The organism is Thalassovita sp. ABM4_323, assembly GCF_056158665.1.
This window is the reverse complement of record NZ_JBSWTS010000007.1, coordinates 1,843,132-1,857,438: the sequence shown is the minus strand read 5'-3', so window position 1 is coordinate 1,857,438 and position 14,307 is coordinate 1,843,132. Positions and strand designations below refer to the sequence as shown.

11 protein-coding genes are annotated in these 14,307 nt (G+C 62.3%); 1 reads left to right on the top strand and 10 read right to left on the bottom strand.

Translation table 11 applies throughout. The features are described 5' to 3' along the window. Positions 1–45: 45 nt before the first annotated feature. Both ACXADQ_RS11630 and ACXADQ_RS11625 read right to left on the bottom strand, forming a co-directional pair. Positions 46–2,400, bottom strand: a complete 2,355-nt coding sequence (locus ACXADQ_RS11630; protein ID WP_475320448.1) for a DUF1989 domain-containing protein — start codon at positions 2,398–2,400, stop codon at positions 46–48. 62 nt (positions 2,401–2,462) lie between these two features. Further along, a complete protein-coding gene (locus ACXADQ_RS11625; RefSeq protein ID WP_475320447.1) occupies positions 2,463–3,806 on the bottom strand; it encodes an NAD(P)-binding domain-containing protein in 1,344 nt (447 codons plus the stop codon). Between the two features lie 171 nt (positions 3,807–3,977). Here ACXADQ_RS11625 and ACXADQ_RS11620 point away from each other — a divergent pair, with 171 nt between their 5' ends. Continuing rightward, positions 3,978–5,285, top strand: coding sequence for an ABC transporter substrate-binding protein (locus ACXADQ_RS11620; RefSeq protein WP_475320446.1), 1,308 nt, complete (start codon positions 3,978–3,980; stop codon positions 5,283–5,285). On the opposite strand, the gene ACXADQ_RS11615 is transcribed toward ACXADQ_RS11620, so the two are convergent. The 8 genes from ACXADQ_RS11615 to glnT all read right to left on the bottom strand — a co-directional run bounded on the left by ACXADQ_RS11615 (position 5,233) and on the right by glnT (position 14,298). Beyond that, positions 5,233–5,895 carry a FadR/GntR family transcriptional regulator gene (locus ACXADQ_RS11615; protein WP_475320445.1) on the bottom strand — a complete coding sequence of 221 codons (663 nt, stop codon included), beginning with the start codon at positions 5,893–5,895 and terminating at the stop codon, positions 5,233–5,235. The genes ACXADQ_RS11620 and ACXADQ_RS11615 overlap by 53 nt on opposite strands. A gap of 159 nt (positions 5,896–6,054) precedes the next feature. After that, complete coding sequence (gene purU / locus ACXADQ_RS11610; protein ID WP_475320444.1) at positions 6,055–6,939, bottom strand: formyltetrahydrofolate deformylase; 885 nt, start codon at positions 6,937–6,939, stop codon at positions 6,055–6,057. A 79-nt stretch (positions 6,940–7,018) separates the two neighbouring features. Next, positions 7,019–7,921, bottom strand: a complete 903-nt coding sequence (folD, locus tag ACXADQ_RS11605) for a bifunctional methylenetetrahydrofolate dehydrogenase/methenyltetrahydrofolate cyclohydrolase FolD (protein ID WP_475320443.1) — start codon at positions 7,919–7,921, stop codon at positions 7,019–7,021. Beyond that, complete coding sequence (locus ACXADQ_RS11600; RefSeq protein WP_475320442.1) at positions 7,918–8,475, bottom strand: sarcosine oxidase subunit gamma; 558 nt, start codon at positions 8,473–8,475, stop codon at positions 7,918–7,920. The genes folD and ACXADQ_RS11600 overlap by 4 nt, the downstream gene beginning before the upstream one ends. Next, positions 8,468–11,401, bottom strand: a complete 2,934-nt coding sequence (locus ACXADQ_RS11595) for a sarcosine oxidase subunit alpha family protein (protein WP_475320441.1) — start codon at positions 11,399–11,401, stop codon at positions 8,468–8,470. Before ACXADQ_RS11595 ends, ACXADQ_RS11600 begins: the two co-directional genes overlap by 8 nt. Beyond that, positions 11,398–11,688: a sarcosine oxidase subunit delta gene (locus ACXADQ_RS11590; RefSeq protein ID WP_475320440.1), complete on the bottom strand. Its 291-nt coding sequence runs from the start codon at positions 11,686–11,688 to the stop codon at positions 11,398–11,400. Before ACXADQ_RS11590 ends, ACXADQ_RS11595 begins: the two co-directional genes overlap by 4 nt. A 9-nt stretch (positions 11,689–11,697) precedes the next feature. Further along, positions 11,698–12,948, bottom strand: coding sequence for a sarcosine oxidase subunit beta family protein (locus ACXADQ_RS11585; RefSeq protein ID WP_475320439.1), 1,251 nt, complete (start codon positions 12,946–12,948; stop codon positions 11,698–11,700). Positions 12,949–12,981: 33 nt separating this feature from the next. Continuing rightward, positions 12,982–14,298 carry a type III glutamate--ammonia ligase gene (gene glnT, locus ACXADQ_RS11580; protein WP_475320438.1) on the bottom strand — a complete coding sequence of 439 codons (1,317 nt, stop codon included), beginning with the start codon at positions 14,296–14,298 and terminating at the stop codon, positions 12,982–12,984. Between the last annotated feature and the right edge of the window lie 9 nt (positions 14,299–14,307).

Here is a 14,307-nt window from a genome sequence, read left to right as displayed (position 1 = left end):
ATTTGGCGTTTCCCGCCTTTTGTTGTTGCCTCCCGTCGCGGTCCATCAGGACCGCGGACGTTCCTTTTTCGGGTCGTAATGAGGGAAGGGTGAAATCCGGGCGGACAAGCGTTTCAGATGTCCGTCCAGCTGGCCCACCTCCAGGGCCGTTCCCACCTGAGCATGGGCCACGTCGACCCGCGCCAAAGCGATCACCTTGTTCAATCCGGGCGAGCGCATGGCCGAGCACACCTCGCCCACCTGCGCGCGTCCGATCCGCAGACAATCGCCATGAACGGGGACCGTCTGGCCCTCGATCTCTAGCCCCACGAATTTGCGCGCGGGCGTGTCCTTGCGCCGTTGCAGCGCCTCGCGCCCGACGAAATCGGCCGTTTTGGATTTCAGCGGGACGGTGAAACCGATCCCGGCTTCCCATGGGTCGGTCTGATCGCTGAAATCATAGCCAGCAAAGATCAGCCCGGCCTCGATCCGCACCAGGTCCAGCCCCGCCAGCCCCATGGGCTTGATCCCCATCGGTTCCCCGGCGGCGAACACGGCGTCGAACACGGCCGCGCCATCCTTGGGGTGGCAGAAAATCTCGTATCCCAGCTCACCGGTGTAGCCCGTGCGCGACAGCACCACCGGCGCGCCTTCGGGTCCGCCCAGACGGCCCACGGTGAAACGGAACCAACCCAGATCGGCCACGGCGGGCTGATGCGGCGGGGTCCAGATGATCTGATCAACCAGCTCGCGCGATTTGGGGCCCTGAACGGCTAGGTTGTGCATCTGATCCGTGGACGAGCGGATCATCACATTCAGGCCTAAACGCTCGGCCTCTTCGCGCATCCAGGCGCCGCCTTCATCGCTGCCCCCGATCCAACGGAAATTCTGATCGCCCAGACGGAACAGCGTGCCATCATCAATCATGCCCCCATGCGGATAGCACATGGCCGAATAAACCACCTGCCCATGCCCCAGCGTCGAGACGTTGCGCGTCAGCACCCAGTTCATCAGGGCCTCGGCATCGGGGCCGGTGACCTCGAATTTGCGCAGGGCGGACAGATCGCAGGCGATCACGTCCTGACGGCAGGCCCAGTAACTTTCGACCGGGTCGCATTCAGGAAAGGAATTAGGCAGCCAGAAGCCTTTATACTCCACGAAATCGCGGGTCAGTTCGGCGAATTTGGTATGAAAGGCGCTTTGACGGGTCATTACGGGCTCTGCGTCTGGGGTGGCACGCCAGGCCGCCGCGCGTTGGAACCGCTCGGCGCCGTCATAGGTGCGCACGTGAATGTCGGAAAGGTGCCAGCCATTGGCAGCCGAGGTGTCATCGGGACAGGCCGAGCTGACGCAGACCAGATCGGTCATCGCGCGCAGCAGCACATAATCGCCGGGGCGGGACCATGGCTCGTCGGCATACATCACGCCGTGCTCGTCGATCCCGGTGTTGAAAAAGAAGTTCGCGGCCATCCAACCGGCACGCGCAGGCACGCCATGCTGGGCCAGCGCTATGTTGAAGTTGTCGCTGCAATTGGCATGACCGGGATAGCCCAGATCGTCGTAGTATTTCGCCGCGCAGGCCATGGCAAAGGCATCGTGACGCCCGCAAGTGTCCTGAATGACCTCGACCAGCGGGGTGAAGTCCTGATCGAAGTATTTCGCGTGCAGACCCGGCATCGGATAGGCGTGACCCTGGATGGTCCGCGTGGTGGTCACGTCCAGCGGATGGGAGATGCCCTTGTCCAGCTTGCGCGCGTCGAAACATTGAAAATCGGTGCATTGGCGGCCATCCACGTCCAGCACCTGGATATAGTCGCCCGCCTTGACGCGATAGGCCTGCGCCGTGGCCGATTTCACCCGCAGATCCAACACCGGATCGGCCAGCGGGTCGGGCAAGGCGTACTGCCCCACCTCGCGCGGGGTTTCGCGGGTGATCAGCACGCTCAGCGGGGTCGCGGTGTCTTGCCGTTCGAAATCCATCGGCGCACCGGGGGCCGAGATCACGGCCCAGCCTGCGCCTTGGGCGGTAAAGAACACCGCCTCGCCCGCACGGCTGGAGGGCCCGAACAGGCCAATGGCCCGTGCGCCGTCCAAAGTGATCCCGTGGGTCGCCAACGAGCGCTGCACCTTAGCGGTAAGCGTGGCGCGCAACCCGTCGGCGGCGCAATCTGCCTGCCAGCCCAGCAGCCCGCAATCCACGCGCCCATCCGGATGCGTAGCCAACAGCTCGCATCGCTGGCCGCCTTCGTCGTTGATCAGCTCGATCCGGTCACCCGGCGCGATCTGCACCACGATCAGCCCCGCACCGGGCACGCAATAGCGCTCTTGATTGCGCGCCAGAGCATAGGCCGCCGCCCGGCGGGACCGGGTCGGGCTGGGCGCACCGGGGCGAAACAGGGCAAGTGAGGATTCCAGAGGCATCGTCAGTCCTTGAAAAGCAGAAAAACCGGGGGACGGCGCACCGCCCCCCAAGTCGGGGATGATCAGTTCTGCAGGTAAGCTTCGAGCGAGTTGTCCAGCGCATCCTTCCACGGGGTATGGTGCACGGGCGCCATGGTCCCGGTGATGACGGATTTGTAGCTGTGGTTGCGGAAGGCCATGATGTCCTGGGCCTTGTGCGCCTTCCATTCAAAGAACGCCTCGCAGGCCCCATCCACGTCAAAACTGGGATAATCGGTGTCTGCGATCAGCTCTTTGACATACGCGCCCTGATACTTGATGGCGTATTTGACGTCATCGCTGGCCTCTTCGCGGGTTTCACGCTCGGACACATCGGCCATCAAAGCCTGCTTGTCGGCGGGCACCTCGATCTTGCCCATGATGATGTCGCGGACATACCAGGCCTGGGCGTCGAACATGTTGAAGGTGAACCACTGGTCCTGCATGCCCAGATAGAACATCTTGGGATTGTGGACATAGACCACGCCTTTATACAGGTCCGCCGTGGCCAGTCGGTTGGCGGTTTTCAGGCGCAGATCGTCGGGCAGGAACGGGAAATAGTGCTTGTAGCCCGTGCACAGGATCACCGCGTCGATGTCCTTGGTGGTGCCATCCGCGAAAAAGGCGGTCTTTCCGTCCAGTTTTTCCAGCGCGGGTTTTTCTTCCCAATTGTCCGGCCACTTAAAGCCCATGGGCGCCGAGCGATACGAGGTCGTCACGGTCTTGGCGCCGTATTTCCAGCATTGCGAACCGATATCTTCGGCCGAGTAGGACGAGCCCACCAGCAGCACGTCTTTGCCCTCGAACTCGCGCGCATCGCGGAAATCGTGGGCGTGGACGATCCGGCCGTTGAACTGCTCGAAACCGGGGTATTCGGGAACGTTGGGCGACGAGAAATGGCCCGAGGCGCAGATCACGTGGTCAAAGCGTTCTTTGTAGACCTCGTCCTTGACCATGTCGTGGACGGTAACGGTGAAATCGCCCGCGGCCTGATCATATTCAACCCAGCGGATCACCGAGGAGAACCGAATCCAATCGCGCACACCGGCTTTGTTCACGCGGCCTTCGATATAGTCAACCATCACGGCGCGCGGCGGATACGAGGCGATCTGTTTGCCGAAATGCTCTTCGAAGGAATAGTCGGCGAATTCCAGACCTTCCTTGGGGCCATTGGTCCACAGATAGCGATACATCGAGCAATGCACGGGCTCGCCGTTTTCATCAACACCCGTGCGCCAGGTGTAATTCCACAGCCCGCCCCAATCGGATTGCTTTTCGAAACAGACGACTTCGGGGATGTCCGCACCCTTCTGGGCGGCGGATTGAAAGGCTCGCAATTGGGCCAGACCAGAGGGGCCAGCACCAATGACCGCAACGCGTTTCACCATCTTCAGTTCTCCTAGTTATCGGTATGGACCAATTATACAAACTGGTTCCTTTTCATGGACCAATAACGGGGAATCAAAACCGCTTCGGTCAACGGTTTTTCTTGTCAGGAATAAATATTTCCTAATTTTTGACCCTGCCATCCCTGCAAATAAGGCGATATAGATGAAAATATGAGCAACAGTTCCTTTGCACAGCGCCTGGCGGTAACTGGTTCAATGCCCCGGATACGGGTTCAGAATCAGGCACCAATCCGAATTGGCTTTCTGACGCCCCTTACAGGACCCGAGGCAGATTGGGGCCGACCGGGCTTGGAAGGCTGCCGAATCTGGGCCGATTGGCTGAACGGTCGCGGGGGCCTGATGGTGGCCGGGCGCCGTCATAAGGTCGAGATCGTGGCCCATGACAGCGCGCTGGATTCGCAGGCCACCCTGGAGGCCGCGCGCGACATGGTAGATCACCGTCAGGTCCGGCTGATCCTGACGCTGGGCGGGGACAGTTTCGCGCCCGCCCTGCCCTTTTTGATGCAGCGGCGCGCGCTGGTGGCGACGCTCTTGCCCTCGGACCTGTCCCCGGACACGCCCTATCTGATCGCGCCTGCCGAGGTGCATCCGCTGTTCAACGTCACCGGGGTGGAGTATCTGGCGCGCACCCAGCCCCAGGCCCGCAAGATCGCCATGTGCAGCCAAAGCGACAGCCTGGGCCTGCCCTCGTTGGCGGTCTATCGCGCGGCGTTTCAGGCGGCCGGGCGGAGCGTGGTCAAAGAGCTGCGCTATGCCCCCGATAACACCGACGCTGAGGGGATCGTCGCAGCACTGTTGGCCGAGGACCCGGATGTTCTGTGCTGGTGTTCTTCTGCGCCGCCGATGATGCAGGCGCTGACCGAGGCCGCCTATCAACAGGGGTTCACCGGCCAGATTCTGGCCTGTACCGCCGATAATTACCAAAGCATGATTGCGCGCACGTCAGCCGTATTCATGTCGCGCTATACCTTCCAGTTTCCCGATTTCGACGATCCCGAACTGGCGGACACAGCGTTCTTCTTTCGCCGCCCCAAGGCCTTTTTCGACACCTATAATGACCGGTTTCCGGGGCTGTGGACCGCCGTCAGCTGGGAATATGCCTCGATTTTGGACCTGTGGCACAACGCAGTCGAAACGGCTGAAACGGTCGAGCCCATTTCGGTTTTGGCCGCGATGAAGCGGGCACAGCAGATGCCGCATGCTTTTGGCATGGCGCAATGGTGGGGCAAAGAGGTGTTCGGGATCGACAACGCGCTGGTTGGCGATTGGCCCGTTGTCACCATCCGCGACGGGCGCGCGCGGATTGTCGAGTTCGGCTCGGTCATCGACTGGCTGGCACGCCATGAAGACCTGCTCAAAACGCAGATGGAGGCCCTGGGTCAGATGTGGCACCAGCGGTTGGCGCCTAATCCTCTTGCAGCAACAGCTTCTGGTCCTCGACCAGAGACAGCTTCATGAATTCGGTCGCCTCTTCGATATCGCGCGCGGCGATGGCGTTGAACAAGGCGTTATAGCTGCGTTGATAGGCGGCAATACGCGTGGGTGTCAGGTGGCGGCGATACATGGCCGCGCGAAAGGCCTGACGGCGCGCATCGATCACCAGATTATAACAGGCGATCAGCAAGGGGTTACCGGTGCCCTCGGCCAGTTGACGGTGGAAATCTTCCTCGAGCCGGACAAAGGCGGAAATATCGGCCTGCACGGCCTCCATCTTGGACAGGGTTTCGCCCAAAGCCTCGATCTGGCGGGGCGGCATCGAGATAATGGCCAGACGAACCATCTCGGGTTCCAGAATACCGCGAACAACCTGCAATTGCAGCGGCCCCGTATCCGCCGCCACTGGCGCGGCCGAGGACGTGGCGCCGCTGGGATCATAGGTCACAAACGAGCCCGAGCCCGCCCGACGCCGGATCATGTCGCGATCTTCCAACTGGTCCAACGCCTCGCGCACCGTGTTGCGCGCAACCCCAAGGTCCTGCGCCAATTGCCGCTCGGATGGCAGGCGTTCATCCAACCCATATTCCTGCGCCACGATCCGGCTGCTGAGCGTGTCGATGACATATTGCACCGTCGCCCCAACGGCAGGAGCATCAGGCGTTTGATGAGCGGGTCGGCGGCTGGAAACTGTCACGGGTAAGGCATTCTCTGACACGGGCGCACAGCGCGCCCGGCCAGAGAATAACGCGAAACCGCCGGGGGTTTCCAGATGCCCCGTTTGGAATGTGGCTCAGCCCATCCGTTCGGACGAATAGCTGCCGGGCGAGGCCGGGAAGACCACGGTTTTATTGCCATTCAGGAACACGCGGTGATTGGCATGGGCATGAATGGCGCGGGCCAGCACCTGGCTTTCGACATCCCGACCCAAAGAGACATAATCGCTGGACGATTGGGCGTGGGTGATGCGCACGATGTCCTGCTCGATGATCGGACCTTCATCCAGATCGGCCGTCACATAGTGCGAGGTCGCCCCGATCAGCTTTACCCCACGCTCGTAGGCCTGTTTGTAGGGGTTTGCCCCTTTGAAACTGGGCAGGAACGAGTGGTGGATATTGATGATCTTGCCGCTCATTTTCTGGCACATCTCATCGCTGAGAATTTGCATATAGCGCGCCAGAACGATCAGGTCGGCCTCGGTATCCTCGACCACTTGCATGATCGCGGCTTCGGCCTGGGGTTTGTTTTCCTTGGTCACCTTGATGCAGTGGAACGGGATGTCCGAGTTCACGACAACCTTTTGATAATCCATGTGATTGCTGATCACAGCGACGATATCCACCGGCAATGCGCCGATGCGGACACGGTACAGAAGGTCGTTCAGGCAGTGGCCAAAACGGCTGACCATGATCACGACTTTCATCTTTTCGCTGTCGTCATGGAAGCTGTAGGTCATGTCCATTTCAGCCGCGGTTTCGGCAAAACCGGTTTGCAGCTCGTCCAGCCCCGCGCCCTTTTCCGAGGCAAAGCTGACGCGCATGAAAAACATGCCGGTTTCAGGGTCGTCATATTGCGAACTGTCCGTGATATTACAGCCATTGTCGGCCATATAATTGGCAATCGCGGCCACGATCCCACGTTGGGACAGGCAGGTGACGGTCAGGGTATAAGTGCTCATGTGTCGCTCCCATCAGGTTGCAAGGTTGGGTCCCGGCTCTGAGGTCCGGTGTCAAGTGAATTTCGGTTTTCGGGGTATCTCAGGCGGTCAGCCCTTCTGGTTCAGAGAGGTCGTTTGCGCGGCAGCAGGCGGTGAGGGTGTTGGCCAGCAGGCAGGCGATGGTCATCGGGCCGACGCCGCCGGGCACCGGGGTGATGGCTCCGGCCACGGCTGCGCAGCTGTCGAACTCGACATCGCCCACAAGGCGGGTTTTGCCCGCGCCGCGCTCGGGTGCGTCGATGCGGTTGATGCCCACGTCGATAACCGTGGCGCCCGGTTTGATCCAGTCGCCCGGCACCATTTGGGGCCGGCCCACGGCCGCCACCACGATATCCGCCCCGCGCACCACGCCCGGCAGATCCTGCGTGCGGCTATGCGCGATCGTCACCGTGCAGCTGTCGCCCAGCAGCAGCTGCGCCATGGGCTTGCCCACGATATTGCTGCGCCCGATCACCACGGCGTTCATCCCCGACAGGCTGCCGTGATGGTCGCGCAGCATCATCAGACAGCCCAGCGGCGTGCAGGGCACCATGGATTTCTGGCCGGTACCCAAAAGCCCGACATTCGAGATATGAAACCCGTCCACATCCTTGGCCGGATCGATCGCGTTGATCACCAGATCCTCGTTCAGATGATCCGGCAGGGGCAGCTGCACCAGAATCCCATGTACCGCAGGATCGGTATTCAATTGGTTAATCAGCGCCAAAAGATCCGCCTCGGGCGTGTCGGCGGGCAGCTTGTGTTCATACGAATTCATGCCGACCTCGACGGTCATCTTGCCCTTGGAGCGCACGTAAACCTGGCTCGCCGGGTCCTCGCCGACCAGCACAACCGCCAGCCCGGGCGTGAGCCCCTGCTCTTCTTTCAAGCGCGCCACATGCTGCGCCACACGCCCCCGAACATCCGCCGCAAACGCCTTGCCGTCTATGATGGTTGCGGTCATTTCTGTGTCTCCTTCGTCAGTCGGGCCGCGGCCGTGCTCAGCGCATGCCAGAGGCTGTGCGCCGAGGATCGCATCCCCATTATCCTAGCTTGGCCAGGGGCGCCATGGATCAAATAGACGCCCATATGGTCGATCACCGTGCGGGTGGCCGAGCCCGGGCCAAATGCGCTCAGATCGACATTGACCAGTCGTTCCAGCAATGCCGTCAGATCCGGCCCCGAGATATCAAACGCCACCCAGCCATCCGTCTGTTCGGTGACCGAGCAATCCGGCGCCTGGCTCTGCACTTCGGGAACGATGTCCGCCTCAGCCCGGCCTTCGAAGGCCAGCATCCATTGCTGCGGGCCGATCCAGACCGCCATTGCGGTTTCGCTACTGATGCAGCCGCCAGGTTGGGGCAAGGTCAGGCCAAAGGGCGCGGGCTGGCTGGCGCCGCGCCGCATGGCCAACGAAGCCAATCCAAGGCCGGTGTTTTCGCGCAGCTCCAGATCGCCGAAGCGGGCGATTTCTGGCGCGGCTTGGCCCAGGGCCGTGATCGGGGTCAGGTCAGTCACGCAGGCGCCCTCCGTCCGGGTCCACGAAATGCGGCGAGACAACCCGCACGCGGAACGTTATGTTTTCCAAGGGGTTGGCGGCGACTATGACCTCGCCCTGGCGCGCGTCTCCGCGTTCCAGATAGCCCAGCCCGATGCCAGCGCCGACATGTGGCGAATGGCAGGCGGAGGTGATCCACCCCTGATCGGTTTCGGTTTTCTGGTCGTCCCCTTCGGTGAACAGATGCGCGCCAGCTATTACCAGATCGTCTGCATTCAGCGCTTGCAGACCAACCAGCACGCGCTCGTCCTGCTGCATCCCTGTCCGGCGCGACAGGACGGCCCCGATACTGTCTTTTTTCGAGGACACCATCCGCCCCATGCCCAGCATCTGAGCGGTGGTCTGGCCGTTCAGCTCGTTGCCCGCGGCGTGGCCCTTTTCGATCCGCAAAACGCTCAGGGCTTCGGTGCCATACGGGGTCGCGCCCAGATCGGCGCCGACCTCGAGCATCCGCGCCATCAGTGCGCCGCCATAGCGCGCGGGCACAGCAATTTCATAGGCCAGCTCGCCCGAGAACGAGATCCGGAACAGCCGCGCGCGCAGCCCTTTGCAGACCGTCAGCTCGGCGCAGGCCATGAAGGGGAAGGCCTCGTTCGAGATATTGCGATCATCCACGATCCGTTGCAGCAATCTGCGCGCATTCGGCCCGGCCACCGAAATCTGCGCCCAGGCATCAGTGGTCGAGATCAGTTGTACGTCCAGCTCGGGCCACAGGCATTGGCGTGCGAACTCCATATGGCGATACACCGGCCCGGCCTGCGCGGTGGTGGTGGTGACCACATAATGATGCTCGGCCAGCCGCGCGCAGGTGCCATCATCCATGGCAAACCCGTCCTCGCGCAGCATCAAGCCATAGCGGACCATGCCAACCTTCAGCGTTTTGAAGCCGTTGCAATAGAGGCGATTGATGAACTCAGCCGCATCCGCGCCCTGCACGTCCACCTTGCCCAGCGTGGTCACGTCGCACAGGCCAACGCCTGAGCGGGTCGCCAGCACCTCGCGATCAACGGATTGACGCCAGTGGGTTTCTCCCGGCTGCGGAAAATATTGCGCCCGCATCCATTGGCCGACCTCGGTGAACTCCGCGCCTTGATCCTTGGCCCACTGATGCGTGGGCGTCAGACGGCGGGGGCGGAAATTGGCACCGGTGTCGCCCCCACCCAGCACCGACAGCGACACGCCAGTATAGGGCGGGCGAAAGATCGTGGTGCCGGTTTCCGGGATAGTTTTGCCCGTCAGTTCGGCCATCACGGCCAGCGCCGTCACATTGGCGGTTTTCCCCTGATCCGTGGCCATGCCCAACGTTGTCCAGCGTTTCAGATGCTCGACCGGGCGCATGTTTTCCTGATGGGCCAGCGTTATGTCTTTGACGGTGACGTCGTTCTGGAAATCGACCCAAGCGCGTTTCTTGCCCGGCACATGCCAGATCGGCGCGGGGGGCGTTGCGGTGTCCTCGGCGGTCGGCACATCGAGGGGTTTCGCGGTGATGTCCAACGCGGCCAGGGCCGCTTGCGCGACCTCTGCACCCGAGCGCAAGGCGGCGCCGGTCGTGCCCTGCCCTGCGGCCGCGCCAGCAATATGCAGGCCTGGAATGGCGCCGGGGCTGGGCAGGAAGGCTTGTAGATCGTCGTTCCATACCGGTCGGCCGCGATGATGCGAGGCCAAGGCCACATTTGGGTTCCACCCGCCCGACACGGCCAAAGTGCCCGCGTTGATCCAGCGCGTACTGCCATCCTTGGTGATTTGCACGCGAGTCAGGCCCAAGCGCCCCTTGGTGTCGGTGATCAGCGCGCCGGTCTCCAGCGGGTAATCGCCCAAGGCCTCGGCGTCGGCGCGGGCATCCACGACCGCCTCGATCCGGGCGCCCTTGGCGATCAGATCCAGCGCGGTGCGGTGGCCATCGTCGTTATTGGTGAACACCACCACCCCGTCCGCACCCAGAGCGGCCTGGCGATTGGCAAAGCTGCGCACGGCCCCCGCCAGCATGATGCCGGGAAGGTCGTTATTGGCGAAAGGAATGTGCCGCTCGGTCGCGCCGGCGGCCAGAACGGTGCGTTTGGCAGTGATGCGCCACAGGGTTTGGCGCACCTGCCCCATGGGATCAGCCACGTGGTCCGAGACCCGCTCGACCGCGCCATAAACCCCGTGATCAAACGCCCCGAACACCGTGGTGCGGCGCAGGAGGCGGACATTTGGCAGGCTGGCCAGCTCGGCTTCCACCTGCGCGACCCAATCGGTTGCGGGGGCATCGTTCAGCGGATGGGTTTCCGACAACAGCCGCCCGCCAAAGCGAAAATCTTCATCTGCCAGAATGACTTGCGCCCCGGTGCGCCCAGCCGTCAGCGCCGCCGCCAAACCAGCAGCCCCGCCACCGACAATCAACAGATCACAGTGCAGGAACCCCCGATCATAGCTGTCGGGATCAGGTTCCATCGACAAGCGACCCAGACCAGCGGCATTGCGGATCAGCGGCTCGTACAGCTTTTCCCAGAACGCTTTGGGCCACATAAACGTCTTATAGTAAAACCCGGCCGCAAAGAACGGCGCGAACAGATCGTTCACCGCCAGCAGGTCGCGGTTCAGCGGGCCCAGACGGTTCTGGCTGTTGGCCTCCAGCCCGTCAAACAGCTCGATCATGGTGGCGCGGGTGTTGGGTTCGCGCCGCGCGCCGGTGCGCAGCTCGACCATGGCGTTGGGCTCTTCCGAGCCAGCGGCGAACACACCACGCGGGCGGTGATATTTGAAGCTGCGCCCCATCAGGCGCACCCCGTTGGCCAGCAGGGCCGAGGCCAGCGAGTCCCCCGGATGGCCGGTATATCCTTTGCCATCAAAGGTGAAATTCACGGTTTGCGAGCGATCAATCAGCCCGCCGGACAGCCGGGTCATTGTGCCTCTCCTTTGCGGGCGATGGCGACATCTCGGGCCAGCTCGGCCCCCAGGATTTCATGGGTGGTGGTGTCCCGGGTCACGACCAGCCACGACCGGTCGCCCTGTTCGTGGAACCATAGCTCGCGGTGCACGCCAGCCGGGTTGTCGCGCAGGTAGACATAGTCGTGAAACTGCGCCGCCGCGTCCGGGGCCATGCCATCGGGACGGTCCAGCAGGCTGGCATCACCCAAATAGGTGAACTCGGACGCATCGCGCAGGCCAAGAAGGGGATGAGGGATCAGCATCGCGGGGCCTCAGTGCAGGTTCGGCGTGGCACCCACGCCCTTTTCGTCGATGATATGGCCGGTTTCGAACCGGTTCAGGCGATAGGCCGCAGCAGTGGGGTGCGGCGTGTCATTGGCCAGCAGGTGGGCAAAGACAAACCCGCTGGCAGGCGTGGCCTTGAACCCGCCATAGCACCAGCCGCCATTCAGATAGAGCCCCTCGATCGGGGTGCGGTCGATGATCGGGGACCCGTCCATCGACATGTCCATCACCCCGCCCCAGGCCCGCAGCAGACGGGCGCGACCAATCATCGGCATCAGGGCCATACCGCCCTCGGCCACATCCTCGATCACCGGCAGGTTGCCGCGTTGGGCATAGGAGTTATACCCGTCCAGATCGCCGCCAAAGACCAGCCCGCCCTTGTCCGACTGACTGACATAGAAATGACCCGCGCCAAAGGTGATGACGCCCGGAATCGTGGGTTTCAGCCCCTCGGACACGAAAGCCTGCAGCGCGTGGCTTTCGATCGGCAGGCGCATCCCGGCCATCTGCATCACCCGGCTGGAGGACCCCGCCACGGCGACGCCGACCTTTTTCGCGCCAATATACCCGCGCGAGGTTTCAACCCCGTCGACCCGGCCATTCTGGATGCGAAAGCCCGTGACCTCGCAATTCTGGATCAGATCAACCCCGGCCATATCAGCCCCGCGGGCATAGCCCCAGGCCACGCCATCATGGCGCGCAGTCCCGGCCCGGCGTTGCAGCAGGCCGCCCTTGATCGGGAAGCGCGCGTTGTCGAAGTTCAGAAACGGCGCCATGTCACGCACCTGCGCGGCGTCCAACAGCTCGGCATCTGCGCCCGCCAGCAGCATCGCATTGCCCCGGCGGCGGAACGCATCGCGCTGCCCGTCAGTGTGGCACAGGTTCAGGATTCCGCGTTGGCTGACCATCGCATTGAAGTTGAACGCCTGCTCCATGCCTTCCCACAGTTTCATCGAAAACTCGTAGAACGGTTCGTTCCCCGGCAGCAGGTAGTTCGAGCGGATGATGGTCGTGTTGCGCCCGATATTGCCCGACCCCAGCCAGCCTTTTTCCAGCACGGCAATCCGGGCCTGACGGAATTCGGTCGCCAGGTAATAGGCCGTGGCCAGCCCGTGCCCGCCCCCGCCGACGATCACGAAATCATAGGCAGGTTTCGGGTCAGGATCACGCCACAGGGGTTTCCAGCCCCCATGGCCAGTCAGCGCCTCTTTGAGGACGCGAAAACCAGAGAAACGCATGGTTCAGGTCTTTCAGTTGCCAAGGTACGAGGATCAGATGTCCAGCGTGTTGTCCTTTTCCCACTTCGAGAAATGCGACACGAAGGCATTCCATTCCTGGTGCTTCATCTTCACGAACGAGGCCGAGAAACTGTCGCCCAGTTTCGATTTCAGCTCGGTATCGGCGTCATAGGCGCGGATCGCGTCCAGCATGTTCAGCGGCAGCTTGGGCGCATCTTTGACGGTGTGGCCTTCGGCGTACATGTCGATGTCATAGCGCGGGCCCGGATCTGCTTTGGACCCAATCCCGGACAAGCCCGCCGCGATGATCACGGCCTGCAGCAGATAGGGGTTCACGGCCCCATCGGGCAGGCGCAGCTCGAACCGGCCAGGGCCAGGCACGCGGACCATGTGGGTACGGTTGTTGCCGGTCCAGGTGACGGTGTTAGGCGCCCATGTCGCGCCCGACATGGTGCGCGGCGCGTTGATCCGCTTATAGCTGTTGACGGTGGGGTTGGTGATCGCGGCCAGGGCCTCGGCGTGTTTCATGATACCGCCCAGGAAATACCCGCCCTGATCGGACAGGCCGACCTCGCCGATCTGGCCGCCCGCATCACCCGCAAAGGCGTTGGTTTTGCCGTCCAGATCCCAAACCGAGATATGGGCGTGACACCCGTTGCCGGTCAGACCCTCGACAGGTTTGGGCATGAAGGTGGCGCGCAGACCGTGCTTTTCAGCCACCGATTTGACCATGAACTTAAAGAAGCTGTGGCGGTCGGCGGTCACCAACGCGTCGTCGAATTCCCAGTTCATTTCGAACTGGCCGTTCGCGTCCTCGTGGTCGTTCTGATACGGACCCCAGCCCAGATCCAGCATGTAGTCGCAAATCTCGGCGATCACGTCATAGCGGCGCATGACGGCCTGTTGGTCATAGCAGGGCTTTTCGGCCGTATCGAACGGGTCCGAGATTTTGTCGCCCTCGGGGGTCAGCAGGAAGAACTCGGCCTCGATCCCGGTTTTGACGCGCAGACCGGCTTCAGCGGCCTCAACAATCAGCTTTTTCAGCACGTTACGCGGGGCCTGTTCGACCGGAGAGCCCTCCATCACGCAATCCGCGGGGACCCAGGCGACATCGGGTTTCCACGGCAGCTGGATCACCGCGTCCGGGTCCGGCACGGCCAGCATGTCGGGATGCGCAGGCGTCATGTCGAACCAGGTGGCGAAACCGGCAAAGCCTGCGCCCTCTTCTTCCATATCCGCGATGGCGGCGGCGGGCACCAGCTTGGCGCGCTGTCCACCGAACAGATCGGTATACGAGACCATGAAGTATTTTACGCCATTGTCCTCGGCGAATTTGGCAAGTTTGCTCATTTGTCTAAC